Origin of the sequence: Teredinibacter sp. KSP-S5-2 (assembly GCF_032773895.1) — a bacterium.
Classification (GTDB): domain Bacteria; phylum Pseudomonadota; class Gammaproteobacteria; order Pseudomonadales; family Cellvibrionaceae.
Window position 1 is genome coordinate 2162593 of record NZ_CP120416.1, and the last position, 21895, is coordinate 2184487.

The following is a 21895-nucleotide window of genomic DNA, read 5'->3' on the forward strand; positions in this document are numbered from 1 at the left end:
TCCGCTCCAAGTGTCATAGAGAAAATGAATAAATCGATTTTCGCCATAGTTCTTCTTGCTATTCTGGGCCTAGCCTCGGGTTACCTGTGGGCGGATGAAAATAGCTTATCCATCAAACAAAAAATGCTCATGCCTGGCCCGGTCATTAGTGGTCATGCAGAGTACGAGACCCAGTGCGAACAGTGCCACGCCTCCTTTGACAAAACCAAGCAAACGGCGTTGTGTTTAGATTGCCATGAAGACATTGCGGCAGATCGAGAGGATAACAGCGGGTTTCATGGTAAAACCGGGGCCGCTTCGCGCGACGATTGCCATACCTGCCATAAAGACCACAAAGGACGAGACGCAGACATTACCGGTTTATTTGAAGGTACGTTTAATCACGACGCGACGCGTTTTCCTCTGGCTGGCGGTCACGAAGGACTTGCCTGTAACACCTGCCATAAAGATGAGAAGGTCAAGTATCGTGATACACCCTCCGCGTGTGTCGATTGCCACAAGGACGATGATATTCATAACGGTGCAACAGGTGATCAATGCGAGACTTGCCATGTTGATAAAAACTGGCAAAGCCTAAAGAAATTTGATCATAGTACAACGGATTATCCGCTAAAAGGTGCTCACGAAAAGGTCGCTTGTGCAAGCTGCCATATTGCCCAGCAGTTTGAATTTGAAACCACAACCTGTTTCAGTTGCCATATGTCTGCGGATGTTCATGGTGGTAAAAACGGAACGCAATGTGAAAATTGCCACAGCGAAAAAGCCTGGGACGAAGTGGACTTTGATCACAGTGAAACCGAGTTCCCTCTTTTCGGTAAGCATCAGGATATTCCTTGTCGTGCTTGCCATAAGTCGGGCGAAGAGGCTGCCGATGCCCCCACAGAATGCTTCGGTTGCCACGGTAATCAAGACAGCCACTTAGGGCGAAACGGTAAGCAGTGCGATACCTGCCACACATCAAAAAAATGGAATGATATTATTTTCGATCACGACCGTGATACCAAATACCCGCTTACCGGCAAACACAAAAATGTAAGCTGCACGCAATGCCATATCGGCGCGATTGATGATCCACTTCCTGCTGATTGCGCATCCTGCCACAAGGCCGACGATGTGCACCACAACTCTGAAATGAAAGTGTGTGGTATGTGCCACAGTACAGAATCCTGGCAAGCAACCACCCTATTCGATCATGACTTTACGTCATTCCCGTTGATTGGCATGCACCGAATTGCGCCATGTCAAAGCTGCCATTTAAACAACCAGTTCGCCGGTACGGATTCTGTTTGCGGCACCTGCCACACGGCGGATGACGTTCATAAAGGGTCACAAGGTAATGAATGCTCGTTATGTCATACACCCAATGCCTGGAACCCCTGGCAGTTTAATCACAATACCCAAACCGAATTTATATTAGATGGCAAACATAAAGACGTAGCCTGCGAAAGCTGCCACAAGCCAAACAGTCAACCAAAAGATACATCGAAGATTTGTGGGACCTGTCATCAGAGTCAGGATATTCACGGCGGAGAGTTTGGTGCTCAATGTGACCGTTGCCACAGCACATCGGGGTTTTATGAATTATTTATCTTGCCAGGAGAAAAATCTCTATGATCCGCAACCTAGACGTCATGATGTTACTGTTCAGTAATATCGAATCGTGCGCTGTAATTAAGTGATGCAGACTATGCGCTCACGAACTCGATACAGTATCATGCTTGCGTTTTTGTTAATGGCAAGTTTTTCGCTTGCCTGGGGGCAAACTACGCAGGATACGACGTTTGATTGGTTGAGCGGACTGGATAATTACGCTAAAAATCGCTATGCAATAGGTATCCCTTTTTCCACCGAGAACTTAATACAACTGAGAAAACGTCGGTCAATTTATCGTTACCGATTGTTGTATATTTCCGTTCAAGATCTGGAAAACCCCGACTCGGGGATGATGTACATCGGTTTCTTTGAAAATGAAAAAGAGGCTTTAGGTCTAAAACGAGACAGCCGGTTTCTTTTTCCCAATCAGTCCGTCAAGTTTATTAGTCAGGAAGAACACCGAAAAATTATTTCTGTGCTGAAAAAGCACGACTCTGAAAACCCGCCATATTTGACTTTCGCTATAGGCCCAGACGCAAAAAACCTGTTTGATAATGAGTCAAAGGAAATCCTGAACTCAGCAAAAACGGCGTATGTGAACCATCAATATAAAACCGCCATTGCACAATACCGTTTGCTGGCAGCACTAGCTGAGGACGCGGAGATGTCAGCGTGGGCGACCGAATTAATAGGGTTGTGTCAGGAAAAGCTCAAGCAATTTTCTGCGGCGATTAAAACATATGAATCTATATTGGAAAATCACAGTGAATATAGTGGTCTGGCCAGAGTACAACAACGTCACAGAGGTTTAACAACGGCCTCATGGGACGAACAATCCCGATTACGAAAAGCCAAAGAATCAGACAGCAATAGAGAAATATTTAACCGAGGCGTATTCGGCCAAAGTTATCGCACTCTATCCCGACAAATCGATGATCAGGAGAGTGAGGAATATAGTCGTTTAGTCTCTACGGATATGGATTTGCGCAGCTCCGTTCGCTGGAGAAACCATACATTAAAGACCCGAATCAATGGTTACCGTATTGACGACCAATTGAATAAAGAAGATTCCAAAACCAATATTAAGCGATTTTTTATCGATTACCAGCATCTGCCTTCAGGCTCTAACCTGACACTCGGAAGAATTAAAGACCATAACAACGGCGTATTTACCTCATACGATGGGCTTTCACTATCTTACCCAGTGTTAAAAGATATGCGTGTTGGATTTAGTACGGGTGCGCCCGTGTACTTTGCCGATATTTATGAAGAACTGGATTACTTTTTTTACAGTGCCTATGCCGACTGGGATATTAACAAACGCTGGCACTTAAACTCCTATATTACCCATCAAACCCTGAATGACGTAACAGACAGGCAAGGTCTCGGCCTTAACGCGCAGTATTTTGATTCAAATTTGTCTTCGTCTCTGCATATGGACTATGACTTTGCTTTTAACGAGATGAATAGCCTGTTGTGGACAAGCTCATATATCTTCCTTAAAAAATCAAAATTTTCCGCCACTTACGCCAACCAAAAATCACCCTTTTTATCTGCAACCAATATATTAATTGGTCAACCGGATCTGGATCTCGACTTATATCTTCGTTCTGAAGAAAACCGTAATGCGTTATTAGAAAATGCTCTAGAAAGGACATCATCTAGCGAATACTACGTTTTGACATTGAATCACCAATTTACCAGCAAATCCGAAGTCAGCCTGGATTACACCCATTCAACGTTGTCGGATGTGCCTAATTTTGAGCGTTTGCTCGGTGTTTCTGTTGTTACAGATAAAGACTTATCTATGTCTTACGATTCATACAATGGTCAAATTGTTTTGCAGGAGTTTTTAAGCAAACAGGATGCGGCAACTATGGGTATACGCAGCAGCAGCTCAGATTCCATCGACTCGCTTCATGTTTACTTAAGAGAAAGAATACGCATCGGTAGAACACTGGATATACAACCAAAATTATCCTACACCCAGTCGACGGTTACCCGTACCAATGCCGATCAACACGTTTTCCGTTATGCATTATCGCTCACCTACAAGCCCTGGCGCGCAATGGCACTCAGCCTGGAAACTGGCGGCGAAAATATTGATACAGGTGTTGAAAATGGAACCTATAGCCAAACGTATGGATTATTGAGCTATCGGCTGAATTTTTAAATTAATACGAAATTAATGGAATAAAAAACAAATTAACAGTTCGATATTTTTTATTTAAAAATGCGCTAAAGCGGTATTTGGGAATGAGATTTTATCGATCTTTATTTTTAATTTATTATGATAATTTAGTGAAAATAACCATAATTACAAACCTGAAACGCCTGTATAAAACAAATAAAAAAACAAGCAGGCTAAAACCCAGGGCGGGGAGTTGAATCTATGCAAAAGTTATTTACCCTAATTTTCGCTGTATGTTTTTCCGTGTTGATCGGTTGCTCTGGCGGCGGTTCATCACAAGACACGGGCTCCGACTCTTCGAATGGAAATTCGACGAGTTCCAGTTCCTCCTCTGGTGGCACTTCGACAAGTTCAAGTTCGTCGTCAAGTGGTTCATCAACGAGCGGCTCTTCAAGCAGTACAAGCTCTTCATCTGGTGGCTCGTCAACAAGCTCGTCTTCCGGGGGCAACTCATCCAGTTCCAGCTCGTCCTCTGGTGGTACGCCTACCACACCAGGTTCAACCGTAGATAAAACCTTGTTTGATGGTTTTGAAAGTGGATGGGGAAATTATTTAGATGGCGGTGAATATTCAAGTTTAAGCCAGGAAAAACCCTATGCCGGTATTAGTTCTGCCAAACTGGAGGGTGATTATGGTTCTGGTTCATCCATTATTTTACGTAAACCTATTGATCTCTCCAATGCTCAGGCAATTACCCTATCCCTTTGGATTTTTGGTCAGAGCCTGGCGGATGGTGATACGTTAAGTATTGAATATTCCGATGGTACCCAGTGGCAGAACATCTCCCGTTTGGTCAAAGGTTTGGATTTTGGTAACGGTCAGTTTTCTGATATTACGGTTAAACTCTCCAGTCAGGATTATGTGTTTTCCCGTGTTGCCCGGGTTCGAATTACTAGCAAAACTCAAACCCACCCGATATTTATTGACGACATTTCCATCGTGACCACATTAAACAGTGATGCACCCGGAACTGGTGGCAATAATAATGGTGGCGGTCTTCAGTTCGATCACAGCACAGTAAATAATGGCTGTTCAGGTTGTCATAACAATATTATCGCTGAAGGTAAATCCGCTTCACATATTGAAACCAGCAACGATTGTCAGTTTTGTCACATCGCGACGGATAACAAAGGCTGGTATGCCTTCACCTATTATACCGGGACGTTCGACCACACCAATGTCACTACCAATTGCTTAAGTTGCCATAATGACACACTGGCAAGTGGTAAAGGCCCGCTGCATATTGATTCAAGTAATCAGTGTGAAATATGCCACTCACCTACCCGAGCTTGGCAAATCACCGACGCACAAGGCGGGTTTGCACATACAGGTATTACAACCGGCTGTTTTAGTTGTCATAACGGCAATATCGCAACAGGAAAAAGTGCCACACATATTCCCAGCACTAATGACTGTGAAAATTGCCACACGCCAAATGTTGCCTGGACAACAACCAGTGGTTTTGATCACACAGGAATCGTCGATAATTGTTTTTCCTGTCACGACGGAGTGAAAGCTACCGGGAAAAAAGAATTTCATATACCCAGCTCAAACACTTGTGAAAGCTGCCACTCTCCCGATAATGGCTGGTGGCTTTCCGGAACAGATGTATTTAACCACGGCACAATCGTAACCGGATGTATCGCTTGCCATAATGGCACCACCGCTTCAGGCAAATCCAGTAACCATATTCCTTCAAGTGATGTTTGCGAAAGCTGCCATGTTGTCGGAGCCAAGTGGAATCAGGTTAATGTGTTCAGTCATGAAGGTATTACCGATAATTGTGTATCCTGTCATAACGGCACAGACGCAACAGGAAAAGGCCAATTCCATATTGCCAGTGGCGATAATTGTGAAAGCTGCCACCTACCCGATCAGGGCTGGCAAATTACCATTGGCACCGGGTTCTCACACAATTTAATTACCACTGGTTGCGTCAGTTGTCACAACACAACCATTGCTAGAGGTAAAGGACCAGGACATATTGCCAGTAATGATCGCTGTGAAACGTGTCATGCAACCGGAACGACCTGGTTAGTTCAAACCTTTACTCACGACGGTATAACAACGGAATGCGCAAGCTGCCACGACGGTACAACGTCTACAGGCAAACCGGTTACTCACGTACCCAGCCCGGACGTGTGTGAGAGTTGCCACAGTCCAAATATGGCTTGGGCATTTGAATTAAAACCGCCCTTTTCCCACACGGGATTAAATACAAGTTGTGCGAGTTGTCACAACAACACAATTACCCAGGGAAAAAGCGCAACCCATGTTCCCAGCTCAGAGCAATGTGAGACTTGCCACAATGCAGGTGGCAATTGGTTAGATGCTAAGTTTTCTCACACAGGTATCACCAGTAATTGTGTTTCATGTCACGACGGCACCATTGCGACGGGTAAAACACCCACGCATATTGGTAGCAGCAACGCTTGTGAAACTTGCCACTTGCCGGAAAATAAATGGCTCGTAACGGTGGTGAGTAATTTCGACCACCTTAATGTAACGACCAATTGCGTGACTTGTCACGATGGCACAATCGCTGGCGGTAAATCAGTCGGGCATATTCCAAGTGGAAACGCGTGCGAAGGCTGTCACACACCGGGCGGGCGTTGGTTGGATGCCACGTTTAATCACGACGGTATTACGGACGGCTGTAGCAGTTGTCACAACGGAACAACGTCAACTGGTAAACCAGTAACGCACTTTGCTACTACCCGTGAATGTAACCTTTGCCACCTTAAAACGGCTTGGAAACCGGTACAATATACCCATCCTTCAAGCTCGGCTTACCCTGGAGATCATCGCCAGGCATTAACCTGTGTCAGATGTCATAGCGATAATAAAGAAACAGTGCCCTGGCCGTTTAGTGCGTATCCTGCAAGTTGCGCGGGGTGTCATGCCAACGATTATGTTTCCGGGCCGCACAGAGGTGCAACAGTGTCAGAGCTAAGAGATTGTGCTGGAAGTTGTCACAAGTCATCACCAGAGCACAGCGTGCGTGACTCAAGGTTTTAACTCGCACTATGTTTGAAATAGAAAAAGAAATATTTGAAAAAAACAAAAATGAGATAAGCATGTTGGTGTTCGCATCAACATGCTTCACAATGAATAATCGTGTACGCGTAAGTTTCTAACATGCCGGTATTACTTTTTTTAACTGTAGAATTAGTTTTTAGGAAACCTGCGAATGGTTAATCGAGTCTTCGTTGTTTTGGGACTATTTCTGCTTTGTGAAATTCTTGGCTCGGGTTTAATTGCGCAGGAAAACCCGGAAAAAGACCCTGCGATGGAACGCAGGCAATTCAATCACAGCGATACAGGGTTTGATTTGGAAGGTGCCCATCAATTTACCGCCTGTGAAAGTTGCCATATTGGAGGTCGGTTTCAAGGCACACCCAAACAATGTGTGCAGTGCCATACCTATAATGGTTTAAGTAACGCATCACCGAAATCCGTTTCTCATGTGCTCACCTCCGACCAGTGTGACAGTTGCCACAGCAGTACATTTTGGGACGATGTACCACGTGTTGATCACACACAAACGCTTGGCACATGTGAAAGTTGCCACAATAATATTTTGGCAGAAGGTAAATCTGCCACCCATGTTGCCACAACGGAAAGCTGCGACTTTTGCCATAACGACAATAACTGGTTAACAACAGGCTTTAATCACGACGGCATTGTTGATGGGTGTGTTGGTTGTCACAACGGTGTGCGAGCAACAGGTAAACACCCTAGTCATATTGTGAGTGGCTCAACCTGCGAAAGCTGTCATAGTGTAATTGCCTGGATTCCCGCCTCGGTCAATCATGATGTGGTAATCGGTACATGCAACAGCTGCCATAACGGCGTTATCGCAACAGGCCAGAGTCCCACACACATTCCTGCAATCGGACAATGTGATTTATGTCATTCGACGGTCGCATGGACACCCACCGGTTTCACTCACGATGGCATTACAACGGGTTGCGTTGCTTGTCATAACGGTACTCAAGCCACAGGCAAACAACCCAACCACATATTGAGCGCCCCCTCGTGCGAAAACTGTCATAGCGTGATGGGTTGGTTACCAGCCGAAGTCGATCATTCTGTAGTAATTGGCACTTGCTCCAGTTGCCATAATGGTTCAATCGCCAGAGGGAAAGGTATCACCCATGTGTTAACCACGGAAGAATGCGATCAGTGCCACACGACTAATGCCTGGGAGCCGACATTGCCTTAACTCATGCGGGGAAAGCTTTTAGCTTTACTATGGATATCGGTTTTAATTGCAGATAGCACCGCTTTCCCTAATTGGAAAGCCTTGTGACCTCAAATTAAAATGAGTAAGTTAACCGCATTTGATAACGATCATTATCATTAAAAAATCCGTACAGGGTGCCTTCTTCTCCATCACCAATATCAACAATAAAGTCTATATCCATTCCATCCATTGGTGAATAAGTAGCTTTAGGTCTGATACGGTAATTTGTTTTCTCCGTATCCGCTATGGTTTCAACACTAAAACGTAACGTATAATCAACAACCAATTCCACTTTAATTCCAACGGCAAGATCGTAGGGGTCAAAAAGCTCGATACGTCCAAAGCTCTTTGTCGACGTATTTTCATCTCCTAATATTTCCAAATTTATATAGAGATCCTTTCCGTAAACGCCATTGGTAAAGGTTTTATCTATACCTAGAGCGTATTGAACATATCCCCCCTCTCTTGATTGCTCAAAACTGTCTTTTTCAACTTGAACATATGCCATTTCTCCTCGCAACCCGATTTGACCTAAACTCGCAGCAAAGTCAGCTCCCAGTTGATGTCGTTTATAAAAGTAATAATCTATTACAGTATCACTACCCTGCGTTGTCATATCGGCGTTACTTACCGGGTGCCATCCGTACACATAACTTATCGAGAAGTCAAAACTAGGTAAAAAGAAGCTTTGTTTTAAGCCAAGATTGCTGACATCATCGTCGGGCTCGTCGCTTTGGTTAATTTGTACAACAGCATTTTCTACTCCTATTAGATAGTTGAGATCTAATAGCCAGCGTGATTCCGATTTCGGTAAATTTGTCGCCTCAAAACCAAACTGCATTAACGTCTCTAATTCAGCGTTATTAAAAAAAAACCGGCTATGGAGAAGCTCTATTGGTTGCCTTTGATCTTCGGTATCGTAAAAATCCGAATAGTCAACGGGCGTAATAGTATCCGTCGGATTAAGAAAGTCAGTTTTCCCCCAAACGACCTGATGTTTACCTATTCGATGATCAGAATTAGCCAATGAAAATTCCAAATAGGCTTCTCGTAAACGGAAATTATTATATTGTTCATCCGCAAAGTCCTGTTTGGCTTCAACTTGAACATAGGCGTTTATTCGATCTCCATATTTATGTTCCAATGATGATCTGAGTTGAACTAACTCCCGAGAATCAATGGCATTCTCAGACTCCTCAAAATACTCAATGTAATCAACAACTAATTCATTTTTTAAAGAATAGGAAACTGCCAGATTTGAGGCGCTAGCAGTCACTACAAACAAGGCTGCATTATAAATATTTTTCATACGTTTATATTAATAAAGGTGTATAGGTAACGTGATGTTTGTTTTAGCGCATATCAAACAGAAGATAGTGAAAGAGTGGCGGTGCGCCACTCTTTCATGTATTTCTTCTATCCGTTACGCAACTCTCGAATAGTAAGAAAATCTTCTGGAACGGCTTCATTGAATTGGTAGTCACGATATATAAGTCGTGTTTTGTGGCCGGTCTTCAGGTTTTCCATAACCTGCTCGGTTGGCCGCCATTTTTTCACTTGGTCAAAATAGGCGACGTTGGTTACACGCATTTGTTTAAACTTATCGTGCTTTTTGTTGTAGTAGTCCACACCCATGGTATAACGATGAGCCTTATTAATATAAAAAATTTGTTTACTATAACCCGAATCCTTTTGCCCTTCTTCGGTGCTATGTAAACTCTCTACTAACCAACAAGGCTCTCCGTTTATAGTGTCTTCACCAATAATTTTATATTTAAAGTCATCAATAAATATTAAGGTCATATCTTCATAAGAAAAATCAGACCCCATGAAACTATCTTGCTGATCCGATGACGCGAGACGACGCTCACGACGCAATCCAGGAAGATACAACCAGCGATCGTCGGCACCAACTTTATGTTCATATGTAAGTAAACCGGTACCTTTAATGTCTGCTGGCGAGAGAAAACGCACGAGCGAATCGCGCATCTCCTCTGTATTACCCTTCATGTAATATACCATTTCGCGCTCACGAGTTTTGCCTCGTTTATTGATCAACTCCATAGTAACGAGCACCTTTTCTTCAGTGGAGCGCATCATTTCGGTATTGTCCCTCATAACCAGAAGCACATCCTCTTCAAACTCCGCAACAGCGAATAAAGAATACATGCTTAAAGAAACAATACCGAGAATTTTTAAAATCTTCATCATAACCTCCGCACTAAGCTTCATTCACAACATTGCCAGAAACAACAGCGCTTTCTTGAGGTGCTGTTTCGGATGCAGGAGTAAAGACGAAAGACATAATCGCCGGCATAAAACTGATAGTTGCCAGACAGATAGTAACCATCGATAGTCCAATTAACCATCCAAAATATTGAATAGTTAAAAAACCTGAAGCGAGAAATGCAGAGAAACTTAAAATATTAGAAATGACGTCGTAGATAATGGCGGTGCCTGCTACTTCTGCTGTGTTACTTGCGGCCACCATAATATCCTTGCCTGCCATAAGCTCGGATTTAAGTTTGCTGATGTAGTGAATTGCGAAGTCTACCCCTATGCCGACTGAGATTGCAGTAATAATAGCGGTACTTGCATCGAGCCGGATATCGAGAAAGCCCATAGCACCAAATACCAATGCCGTACAAAACAACAAAGGAATGATACATACAAAGCCTAAAATAAATGACCGATAGATAATCAAGCAAAATACAAAAACGATCCCCAAAGCCAGGAATATGTTTTTAATTTTACCGTCAACAATATAGTCAACAATTGAACTCCAGTACATTACTTCACCAGAAAGCTTTGCGTTGTATCCCGCAGGTAACGTGCTATCCAGATTTTCCTGTAACGCTGTGTATATACGTTTATGTTCCTGTTGGTCAGAGGTCGTTAAAAATAACTGGGTTTTTGTTCGTTGATAGTCATAGTCAACCATGTTAGAGAAGTCACCAGGATTGCCTGACATGGCATATAGCAACAAATACTGAGAAGCCAGTTCCCGTGTTTCAGGAATTGTATCAAAGCGCTCATCTTCAGCATTAATGACGTAGTTGATACGAGTAACAATTTCGGCAACAGATGAAGCTCGTCCGACATCCTTCACGGATTCTGAATAAGATTGAAAGTTATTCAGTGAGGTTAGAAATTCAGGAGACTTAACCGATTCAGTTTCCGGGCCTTCGATCATAACATCTATATATCGAGCGCCACCAAAATTATCGTTAAGTACCTGAAAAGACCCCCTTAAAACATGTCCTTTAGGAAAGTTTTCAATAAAGTCATTACCTACGTTAATTTTAGTGATACCTAATGCCGATATTGCCATAAGAAAAACAGCAACACTCAACACTGCGACCCGATTTTTTATTGATAAATACGTAACAACTTCAAGAAGCGAAGTTAGTCGATTTTTACGCACTTCAAGTTTTCTAACTTTCGGTTTTAAAATAGCCAACCATGATGGGATATATGTAAGTGACAAAATGGTTGTGGATGCAATGGCAATAGAAGAAATCAAACCGAATTCGCGAATAGACACGATATCGAATACCATCAAAGTAACCGCACCCAAGGATGATGTTATACCTGTCATCAGAACTGCAGGCATAATCTCGTATAAACTATGAAAAGCAGCGCTTCGATCTTGCAACTCCGCGAGTTTAATATAATAGCGATGAACAACATGGATAGCGTACGAACTGGCGACCGCCACCATCAGAATTGGCAACATGGAAGACACCATTGAAATAGGAAAGCCGAGATGTCCCATTAGCCCCATTGTCCAAACAATACTTAAAATTATCGTTGTGAACGGTAAGATAACACCGCGAACTGTTCTGAATGAAAGAATCAGACCAACGATAACCAACAAAAATGCGAGTGGAAGAAATGTCCCTAAGTCTTTTTGGATTCCGCCACTTATCTCCTGTTCTGCTACCGGATCGCCTGCGAGATAAATTGTATTATTATCTCGATATGGCTCTACCATTTCGCGAAGAGATTTATAAAAAACCGCTTGATCATAGTCACCGTATAATGTAGCGGTAATCAATGTGTACTTTTCGTTCTTTGAAACAATTGAACCGTAAGCGAGCTTATTTGCCTTAACATCTTTTCTTAAGGAGTTAATCTCCTCCTCAGAGGTTAACGCTTTAGACATGAACGGGTTAATATCCACACCCCATTCTTCGCCTTTGATGTTATTAACAGTCGATAAACTGCGAACTTCATCTTCTACTATGCCTTCAAGCAATCGAATTTTATCCGATAACTCATACACAGCACTTAGTGTTTTAGGCTCGTATATAGTGCCTTCTTTTGCACCCAATACGATCATTACCAAATCTTTATCACCAAACACTTCCTTTACATAGTTATCTGCATTAACAATAACGTCGTCCGACGGAAGTTCCGATTCAAAATCCGTTCGCATACCAAGTTTTTGCATACCACTAGCAAACAACAAGGTTAAAATGAGTACCGCGAGCAGTACTGTTTTCGGTCGATAGGTGATTAACCCAGCAATTTTCATGTACATAAATTTATCCTTGAGTTTTTATCAATTATTCAAGAAACTGGAGATAGCTTTCCCACTATGGCTAGCTGATGGTAGTTGCATTATTGAGAAATGATCACCCTCAACGGACAGGTAATCAGTGATACTTTGGTTTAAAAACGGTTTCCAGGCTCGCTTTACATCCTCCAAGTTTCGAATTCCGGCATAGATCATCAATGTCGGTATATCATCAATTCTCTTACTGGTTTTATATTTTTCGATGGCCCGGTAGTTACTATTTAATAATCTAACGGCTTTAATAATTAGAGATTTGTTTACCTCTGATATGACAATTTTTCCCTGAATTAATCCTTTTTCTAGTTCATCTAGATTAGTAACATTATTTTGAATAACGTAACTTTCAATAGCTTGTCGTGACTGTTTGGGAACGATATCCATACTTAGATGGATAAGGCCCTGCTGATTAATCAATGAAATAACATTTTTAGTGTTGGGTAAAGCGGAGTCAATCAAAATCAGTTTTTCGATTTTGTGGCCTTTTTTTAATAATCTGGAGGCAACTTCAAATGTAATCATTCCCCCCATAGACCAGCCGGCCAAAACAATTGATTGAGTTGCCGTAGACAATGCCATCGCCTCGATATACAACTCAGCCATGTGTTCAATTGAATCAATCTGTTCGTCAGGATTGTCAACACCTGGAGATTGAATACCATAGATAATTCGATCTGTATCCAGTTGATTTACCAGTGTGACATAACCGGCGACATCGCCGGTTATGGGGTGTATAAAATAGCAAGGTTGTGAGGCATTACCTTCTTTAAGCAATACACACAAGTTTGAACTCTGCGGTTTAACTGCCGCTTTTTCCATCGATTTTGCAAGCAACATATCCGCAAGCTTAAACATGCTTTCCGGTGCAAGACTGGAAAGTTCTAAACTGTTACCCATAATTAAACTTCGGCCTCCAGTTCCGCGACCAACTCCCGCTTTTCGTCCTGATTCATATCCTTTAATTTTTCGTTAGTAAACGCTTCGGCTAAAGCAGCAACGGTTGGTGATTCAAAAAGCACATTCAGGGGTAAGTCAACGTCCAATGATTTCTTGATATAAGACATTAATTGTGTGGCCATTAATGAATTGCCACCCAACTCATAGAAGTTATCAAACGCCCCAATACCCGAAATACCAAAGGTCTCCTCCCACATTCTTGCAATTTTTTGTTCGACCTGGTTTCTTGGTTCGACGTAGCGCGTGCCTATATCAGGGCGACTTGTACGCTCACTTTCAACAACGACATCCAACTCTTTACCGAGGCTATCCTGTTTAACCCAGTAATTAAGTCGTTCATTAATATCCGTTGCTGAAATAACAACCTGAGATACATCATCGATACCGAACAAACGGTCAAAAGATTCAAGCCCCTCTTCTAGGGTTAACGCAATAGGTAGTGCGCGATCGATGATATTATTCATAATATCCTTAAATTCATCGCTGACATTCAAGTCTTCCACTTGCCATTCGATATCCAGAGAATCCCATGCCTGCATTTGCCAGGGACGACTGGTTTTCCTTCGCTTAGCGGCAAGAGCGGACATGTAAGCTGATGCACCTGCGTATGAGTTGTAACCAAAACCTCCGAGAATTGAACCTAAGGAACCAAGGCACAAACGGAAATCAAGATCTCGCTCCGAAAACAACATATCTAAAAGGTACATAGAATGCGCGATACTTCTGAAGTTATACTCAGAGTTGTACATGTTGGCATCGCGGATGAAAACCGAGCGATTAAGTGCATAGGCTCCAGCAGCATGTAGAATGCCGCTAATTGGTCCCATTATTTGTTCGCCACGCTCAATAGATTTTTTTGTCTCGGCATAACTACTGGTATCAGTTCCTAACACCAATATGTCTGCCCCCTCTTTTCTCAACGATATTGTTTCTCGCATAATGCGTGGAAAACTCGATTGTTCCATTGGCAGATCCGTACCTTCGTGCTGAGCAAGCCATTCATTCCATAAATGCTCAGGGGGAAGCGCTGCAGATTCTAACAAGATAAGTCGGGCTTTATACTTACGGACCAAATGACGTGTAAGCTCCATTCCAAGCCCTAGAAAACCACCGGTAACCAGAACGGTGCTTCCAGGCTTAACCCGTTGTTGCGCGATTCCAGTGTTTTCCAGATAAGCTTTCTCATACCCTTGTATCCACCGCTGCCCTTGACGATAAGAAACGGTACTATTGGAGTGCCGAGAAAGAATTTCCTTGACTAATGTTGTTATCCAACGCATCACAGGATGTGTATTCGATGCCGCTTTACGCACGACAGGTAAACTGAATACGATATTCTTCAGCGTAGAATCTGCCGGCAGAACCTCCGGAATATCTGTATCAACAACCCGGCAGTTAATGTTGGTGTACTCTTGCTGTACAACCTTAAATAAGCCCGAAACTGTAGCCTTTTCCGGGTAAATAGTATCTTCTCCAGTCACCTCATGAATACCATTTCCAACGGCAATCAAGTCAATTTGATGAGAGTAATTAAAGTTCGCCATTTTCTGAATGAGGTACAACAAACTGTAAAAACCGTTTTGTTGAATAGCATTAAAGAACCCAATACCTTCGTCGTAGTTTTTGTGTTTACTACATAAACCAAAATGCACAATCAGATCTGGCTGCCAACCAGAGTTTTTGAACTCATTAAAAAGCATTTCGAGGTGTTCAGGGTTCGCACTATACAATGAGTACAAATCTGAAGAATGTTTCTTATATTGATACGCGGGTTGAACCAAAACCACGCGGTTATTCTGTGACAGTACCGGACACATTTTATTGGCTAATCTTAGCTGATCACCTATAACCAATATGTTTCTGCCAGAACTTGGCTTTAACTCGATATCACTGGTTCGCTTCCAGGACGGAATTGAAAACCAGTCTTCCATGTCCGGTAATTTTGTGTTTAATAAATCAAAGGATTCCGGTCTAACACCCGAATCAATCCAAACTCTGTGACGATTGAAGGCATATGTTGGCAGAGGAATTTTCCTACAGTCTACACTTACACCTAAACTTTCGTTTATTGTTTGCCAACTAAGCTCACCGCCGCAAGTCCAGTATTTAGCAACTGCTGCAAGTAAGTTTTCCAAATCATCTTTTTTCTCCTTAGGATGACGGATACAGTTGGCTATATGGGACGAGGAAATTCCTGCTTCGCGAGCAAAGGTAGATAAAGTATTTCCTGGGCCTAGTTCAAGATAATAATAACTATCATCATTGAGTTTGCTTATACCATCAAAAAACAACACACTCTGCCGTAGATGTTTTACCCAATAACCCGCGGCAGTAACTCTTTCTGCTTCTGCCCAACTCCCTGTAACATTGGAAATAAATCTACGTTTAGGTGAATTTAAAGAAACTCTAGCGAAGACACCGGCGAACTCCTCCAAAATGGGGTCCAGCATATGAGAATGATAGGCGTGCGATGTCTGTAAAATACGACAGGAAATGTCATTTGCGGAGAGAACCTTTTCCAAGGCTTTTATAATTTTACTTTCTCCAGCGACAACCACCTTCTCTGGTGCATTAACAGCTGCGATTGAACAGTCATGCGGCAAATACTTTTCTACTGTTATTAAATCCGTGCCAACAGCCATCATCGAACCGGATGGTAGATTTTGCATTAACTTTGAACGAGCCGATACCACGGTAATTGCATCCTCTAAAGAGAACACTCCGGCTAGAGTTGCAGCCACGTACTCGCCAATGCTATGACCAATCATGGCATCAGGTTCGATATTCCAATCAATTAGCTGCTTCGCTAACGAATACTCAACTGAAAATAAAAATGGCTGAGAATACAATGTTTGATTGATGTCGAACGTTTCTTCGTCAGCCATGAGAAGTTCATTTAAGTTCTCTCCGATATGACTGGAAAATTGTTGTAAACAATAATCAATAGAACGACGAAAATCGGGAAGCATCAGATATAGACCTTTAGCCATATCTAAGTACTGGGAACCCTGCCCTGAAAACATAAATGCGATTTTTGGTGCGATATCATCGGCTCTACCGTACACCATTTGAGCACCGTCGTTATTTTCCAGTTTTCTTGCCAGTTCGTGAAGACTGGACGCAACTACAACAGCTCTTTGTTTAAATTCTTTTCTGCCTGTTTGTAACGTGAACGCAATATTGTCAGAACTGAAAGATTCCCCCATCAATACTTTTTCGCTGCAGAATTTTTGAATTTTTCCGGCTAGCGTATCTAATGATTTATCATTTTTTGCAGATATAGGGAATATTTTCAAACGGTTTGTTGATCGTTCTGGACGTACTTCTGGTGCTTCTTCAAGCACAATATGTGCGTTGGTACCACCGACGCCAAATGAACTGACTCCAGCCCGCCTTGGATGCCCCTCCGTTTCCCATGGGATATTTTCTTTTGTTATTGAGAAGGGTGTGTTATTCAAATCAATATTTTCGTTCAATTCTGTGAAATTGATTTGCTGCGGAATTTTCTTTGCCTGTAGAGCTTTAACTGTTTTGATTAAACCAGATACTCCGGCTGCCGCATTGAGATGCCCCACATTAGCTTTTAATGAGCCCAGATAGCATTTTTTATTTTTATAAGCTTCGGAAAAATAGCGACTATCAAAAATCTGAGATTGAGCATCAATTTCAATCGGATCCCCCAGGTTCGTACCTGTACCATGCGCTTCGATATAGTCGATAGTTTCCGGTTCGATGTTGGCAGAAGCCAGTGCTTGCTCAATAACTTCTTTCTGTCCGCTGATACTTGGAGCGGCAAAACCAACTTTATCGCTGCCGTCATTGTTAATAGCGCTGCCTTTAATTACGGCCAGGATGTTATCGCCGTCATCCAAGGCTTCCTCCAACCGTTTAAGTACAACCACTCCAGAGCCGCCGCCAAAAACTGTTCCCGTAGCTTCGCTGTCAAACGGCCGACATTGCCCGTCCTTCGACAATATTCCACCATCCTGATAAATATAACCGCCATAATTGGGATTATTTAACGAAGAACCACCAGCAAGAGCAACATCACACTCCCCAGTCAAAATTGCCTGACGAGCCATATGTATAGCAACCAGGCTACTGGAACAAGCTGTCTGAACAGAAACCGCTGGCCCTTTCAGGTTAAGTAAGTATGAAATATGTGATGGACCGTAGTCTTTATCGTTACCATGTAAAATTTGCAGATCACCAGCCCTACTCAGAACATCTTGCCGGGTAAGAAGGTTGTTTAATAAATACATGTTGATACCCAAACCGGCGTACACACCAATGCAGTGATCGCTTTTTTCCGGATTAATTCCGGCCGATTCGAGAGCCTCCCAACACACCTCGCTGAATATTCTGCGTTGAGGATCCAGAATTTGCGCCTCTAACTCAGTAAGGTTAAAGAATTCTGGATCAAACATATCGCAATCTTCTAGAGGAGCTCCCGAACGGATATAATTTTTATCCTGAAGTTGAGCTTCGGAAATACCAGCGTTGAGTAATTCCTCCTTTGTTAAGGAGCGAACTGATTCCACGCCTGAAATCACGTTCTCCCACAACTGATCCGGCGTTTCAGCGCCAGGAAATCGTCCCGACATACCTATAATTGCAATATCAAGCTCATTGACCTGAGAAGTCATATACAGTCCTTATCTAACCTTACGTTTTAGTGAACGTTTTAATAATTGTCTTTGCTTGCTTCCCCGAGAAGAGGAGACTTTTTCTGTTTTATTTGGCTGTGCAGACCCGCCACATATCTTTTCAGCCAAACCAGAAATTGTTGGAAATTTAAACAAGTCGACCATGGTGAGAGATATGTCGTAACGTTGCTTTAGTTGACTGTTTACCTGCACCATTAATATAGATGTACCACCGAGATCGAAGAAATTTCGTTGTCGATCAATTCTTGATATAGACAAAACGTCTTGCCATACAGCTTCAATTTTATCTTCTATCGCATTTACCAAGTCTGAATCTACAAAAGGTTGGCTTCGCTCCAGCAGTTCGCGCTCTTCTTGTGAATGAATACTTTCTGACTCAGATACCTTTGGAGTAAGTGAGGTATTGTCTTCTATTTTTACGATATCAACTTTGCTAGTTTTAGCGTGGTCTATAGCTAGCGAAGACTCATTCCTAATAAAATCAATTTTTGGTTCACTTTCTTGATGATTAGCTTCAATACTCTTGTGGATATTTACCAGTTTTTTTGGTGATCCAAGTACCGACAACACCTTTTGGTATTGCTCAACATTGATTTTTGCGCCGACAGAAGGTGTTGATTTTTTGATTTCCTTCCCACCGCTTTCTTCGATAAACAGCGGAACTATGGCCGCCGTGCCAGAGCTAACCTCATATCGTTTAATATCAAGAGAATCATAATTTTTTCCACTACCAAAAACTGTACTATAGAACTTTCGAATCGGTTCATTTTTAACTGTATGTTCAATATTAAAAATAACTCTAGATTTGTTGTTCGTTTTTGCAAATTCGCCAACAAACCTAATCATTTGATTTTCTACTGTTCTACCTAAAACTCGACAACTCATAATAAACGATTCCACGATTACAGAATCGCCTTCAATATTAAGCACAATTAACCCAACGTCTCCGTAACTTCCGTATTTGTCGCAGACCGACACGATAAAGCAAGACTGATTGGAGTTGTTCAAAACCTCATCAAATTCACTTTCATCTCTTCGTATTGTTGTTGCGTTAAATTGATTTGTGCGAAAAGACATCTGCGATGCGCGTGAGATGCTATCCTTTGTTAATGGCCGTATATCAACATTTACTTCCAGTTTTTTAATAAATTCCTCAAAGTTAGTAAATTGACTCGCCTCTTCATTTCTGCGAATATTTTCGCGATACATCCTTGTTCGTTCGACATCTTCAGTAGAAGTTGCCGCCATATTCAACAACCAGTTGTTAGTAGCAAAACGACGACGATCATCGAGTTTTTCGGGATATAATAGACAGGTAACATCCGGACAGTTCATGCTGACTTCCGAAATTTCGACAGGATTGTCATCGATAAACAAAAAGCTATCTAAACCTAAGTTTAATTCTTCCGCCAATGTTTTAATATTTGTAGATTTAGCTTCCCAATTAACTTTTTTGGCTACGATATGTCCATTTTTAAGCAGCATTCTCTTTGAACTTGAGAAAACATCTTCCACGCTCTCAGGAGTGTTTTTACTCGCCAGGCAGACAAGTGCACCGGCTTCTTGGCACTGAATAATTTTTTCTTGTAGCTTTAAATGAGCCTCATCAATAACGATATCGTTAGCACCTAGATCTCCACAAGCGCCCGCCCATAGAGTGTTATCACAATCGAGCACAATAACCTTATAGGGCTTAAAGACCTGAGTGAAATGCAAACCACCTATCGTTTCTGCTAATGCTGCAAAATACTCCGGAGTATAAGGGATGTCACCGGCCTCACGGCTTATCTCGTCATAGTAATTAATAACACGCTCAGATGTATCGATTGAATTGAAACTTATAAAAGAAAATGAATACTCATTCGCCAGTTTATGTAGTTCTTTTTCTGTATCTAGAATTTTTTCAACTTCGCCATACATTAATTTAGGTGATGGCCTGGTACTAATAATACCGTTTAAACGGCAACCGCTATCGCAAGCGGTGGTAACAGCCGACAAGAAGTCTGAAACACGATTGTCAAAATCATCGCTCAGCCATTTTTCCAGATTGAGAACAATAAAACCCCCATTTTGCGACTGACGCAAACCACTGGCCGGCATTAATAGTTCTTGTATAACCTGATCATAATCCGATACAACAGCTCTTTCTCTACAACCGGTTTGCTCAAGTAAAAAGTCAAGAACGGGTTTGATAGGTTCTACAGTGAAATTTGAAGTCAAATGCAAAGGGGAAACTGTATCATTAACTTCCTCAACTTTACCAATATCTTCTCTACCGTCAGCAGCTGGAGATTCCATCCGAACAAGCTTTTGCAATATATCCGTATATAGGTTAATAAAATTATCAACGCTCTCGATTGAAAATAGATCCGAGTTAAACTGGACCTGTATATCCAGACCGTCGTCGTCGTTTTCCTGGACAATCCAAAATAAGTCGAACTCGGCGGAGTCGCTAGTGATGGGTAATCGTTGAATTTTCGTATCGTGGATATATTTGGGTTCGTTTTGAGGCAGGTAACTAAACATCACCTGTACTAACGGGGTGTAATTCGAAACACGTTCTGGATTGGCCAACTGAATAACGTCAGCAAAATTAACCAGCGAATTATCGAAACATTCATCAAGAGTTTGCTGAACATGTGAGATCAAGTCCTGATCAGCTTCATGTTTTTCCATTTTTAACCGGACCGCCATTGTATTGGCAAAAAATCCAATCACATTACTTACATCATGACGTAATCTAGAGGCAGATGGTACACCAACCACGAAATCCTGCTGGTTACTCAGCTGTGAAATCATAGAGGCATAGGTTGCCAACAAGCCAGAGAATTCAGATAAATTGTGTTTGGCTAGATATTTTTTTAATGTGCTATAAAGCTTTGGAGAAACTTTTCTACTCAAGGACTTACCGCGAAACGTCAATACGTCCGGCCTTGGATAATCCAGCGGGAGATTTAGCTTGCCTGAAACTCCTTCCATTTTGTTTCGCCAGAAAGCAAGTTGATTCTGATATTCGGAATTAGACTTTTGTTTTTTCAACCATAATTGATAAGACGAGAAGTTATTTGATAATTGAATTTTCTGATCGTTATAAATCTTAACCAGCTGGTCGATAAAGATTTCTTGAGATATACCGTCAGCGATTAAATGATGCATAACTACAATAAATGTAAGAGAATCACTTGTCCGTAGCAATAGACATCGAATCAACGGCGCACAGGATATGTCGAAAGTTCTATTTGTCTCTTCTAAGATGTGATAATCCAAAGTATTACTTTGGACATCAATAACTTCCAGCTTCACACTTAAGTCATTAGCCACTATTAGCTTGGGCGTTGAATACGTCGCATCAACGTAACATCTCAGTTGATCTTGTAATCCTATTAAATGATTACAGGCCGTTTGCAGCTTATCGATATCAGTGTCCAAAGGTAGACGATAAACGCTCGCCAAATTTAGCATATGCGAATCTGAATTTATCTGGGTAACTAGCCACAGTCTTTTTTGATCGTCGGTTAGCTCCATCGGCTCATTATTGAAAACGACCGGAGTTGAAGATGATTGAACTTTTCGGCCAATCAACTTCTGATATAGCTTATGCTGATTTTCCGACAAAATCTTTTCGAGATCTTTTACTAATCTGGTGTCCACAACTTGGTTCATTC

10 protein-coding genes are annotated in these 21895 nt (G+C 42.1%); 4 read left to right on the plus strand and 6 right to left on the minus strand.

What is annotated here, in order from left to right:
* The first annotated feature begins 24 nt into the window (after positions 1 to 24).
* The 4 genes from P5V12_RS09730 to P5V12_RS09745 all read left to right on the plus strand — a co-directional run bounded on the left by P5V12_RS09730 (position 25) and on the right by P5V12_RS09745 (position 8009).
* Complete coding sequence (locus P5V12_RS09730) at positions 25 to 1614, plus strand: cytochrome c3 family protein (protein WP_316957157.1); 1590 nt, start codon at positions 25 to 27, stop codon at positions 1612 to 1614.
* A 73-nt stretch (positions 1615 to 1687) separates the two neighbouring features.
* Positions 1688 to 3766, plus strand: coding sequence for a hypothetical protein (locus P5V12_RS09735; RefSeq protein ID WP_316957158.1), 2079 nt, complete (start codon positions 1688 to 1690; stop codon positions 3764 to 3766).
* Positions 3767 to 3985: 219 nt separating this feature from the next.
* On the plus strand, positions 3986 to 6802 hold the full coding sequence (locus P5V12_RS09740) for a hypothetical protein (protein ID WP_316957159.1): 2817 nt from the start codon (positions 3986 to 3988) through the stop codon (positions 6800 to 6802).
* Positions 6803 to 6974: 172 nt separating this feature from the next.
* Positions 6975 to 8009: a cytochrome c3 family protein gene (locus P5V12_RS09745; protein WP_316957160.1), complete on the plus strand. Its 1035-nt coding sequence runs from the start codon at positions 6975 to 6977 to the stop codon at positions 8007 to 8009.
* Positions 8010 to 8103: 94 nt separating this feature from the next.
* Here the strand turns inward: P5V12_RS09745 and P5V12_RS09750 are convergent, their stop codons facing one another.
* The 6 genes from P5V12_RS09750 to P5V12_RS09775 all read right to left on the minus strand — a co-directional run bounded on the left by P5V12_RS09750 (position 8104) and on the right by P5V12_RS09775 (position 21893).
* Positions 8104 to 9339 (minus strand): DUF1302 family protein, encoded by a 1236-nt coding sequence (locus tag P5V12_RS09750; RefSeq protein ID WP_316957161.1) that lies wholly within the window; start codon positions 9337 to 9339, stop codon positions 8104 to 8106.
* A gap of 107 nt (positions 9340 to 9446) precedes the next feature.
* The gene (locus P5V12_RS09755; RefSeq protein WP_316957162.1) at positions 9447 to 10241 is read right to left on the minus strand and encodes an outer membrane lipoprotein-sorting protein; all 795 of its coding nucleotides are present in this window, start codon (positions 10239 to 10241) and stop codon (positions 9447 to 9449) included.
* Positions 10242 to 10251: 10 nt separating this feature from the next.
* Entirely contained in the window at positions 10252 to 12573 is a 2322-nt protein-coding gene (locus P5V12_RS09760) for an efflux RND transporter permease subunit (RefSeq protein ID WP_316957163.1), read from the minus strand.
* Between the two features lie 21 nt (positions 12574 to 12594).
* Positions 12595 to 13503: a thioesterase domain-containing protein gene (locus P5V12_RS09765; RefSeq protein WP_316957164.1), complete on the minus strand. Its 909-nt coding sequence runs from the start codon at positions 13501 to 13503 to the stop codon at positions 12595 to 12597.
* Between the two features lie 2 nt (positions 13504 to 13505).
* A complete protein-coding gene (locus P5V12_RS09770) occupies positions 13506 to 18209 on the minus strand; it encodes a polyketide synthase (RefSeq protein ID WP_316957165.1) in 4704 nt (1567 codons plus the stop codon).
* Positions 18210 to 18218: 9 nt separating this feature from the next.
* Complete coding sequence (locus P5V12_RS09775) at positions 18219 to 21893, minus strand: HAD-IIIC family phosphatase (protein WP_316957166.1); 3675 nt, start codon at positions 21891 to 21893, stop codon at positions 18219 to 18221.
* Between the last annotated feature and the right edge of the window lie 2 nt (positions 21894 to 21895).

Bases quoted from the DNA above. Each gene is read 5' to 3' on its own strand.
- P5V12_RS09730 (WP_316957157.1), top strand. From the start codon at position 25: ATGAATAAATCGATTTTCGCCATAGTTCTTCTTGCTATTCTGGGCCTA.
- P5V12_RS09735 (WP_316957158.1), top strand. From the start codon at position 1,688: ATGCGCTCACGAACTCGATACAGTATCATGCTTGCGTTTTTGTTAATG.
- P5V12_RS09740 (WP_316957159.1), top strand. From the start codon at position 3,986: ATGCAAAAGTTATTTACCCTAATTTTCGCTGTATGTTTTTCCGTGTTG.
- P5V12_RS09745 (WP_316957160.1), top strand. From the start codon at position 6,975: ATGGTTAATCGAGTCTTCGTTGTTTTGGGACTATTTCTGCTTTGTGAA.
- P5V12_RS09750 (WP_316957161.1), bottom strand. From the start codon at position 9,339: ATGAAAAATATTTATAATGCAGCCTTGTTTGTAGTGACTGCTAGCGCC.
- P5V12_RS09755 (WP_316957162.1), bottom strand. From the start codon at position 10,241: ATGATGAAGATTTTAAAAATTCTCGGTATTGTTTCTTTAAGCATGTAT.
- P5V12_RS09760 (WP_316957163.1), bottom strand. From the start codon at position 12,573: ATGTACATGAAAATTGCTGGGTTAATCACCTATCGACCGAAAACAGTA.
- P5V12_RS09765 (WP_316957164.1), bottom strand. From the start codon at position 13,503: ATGGGTAACAGTTTAGAACTTTCCAGTCTTGCACCGGAAAGCATGTTT.
- P5V12_RS09770 (WP_316957165.1), bottom strand. From the start codon at position 18,209: ATGACTTCTCAGGTCAATGAGCTTGATATTGCAATTATAGGTATGTCG.
- P5V12_RS09775 (WP_316957166.1), bottom strand. From the start codon at position 21,893: ATGAACCAAGTTGTGGACACCAGATTAGTAAAAGATCTCGAAAAGATT.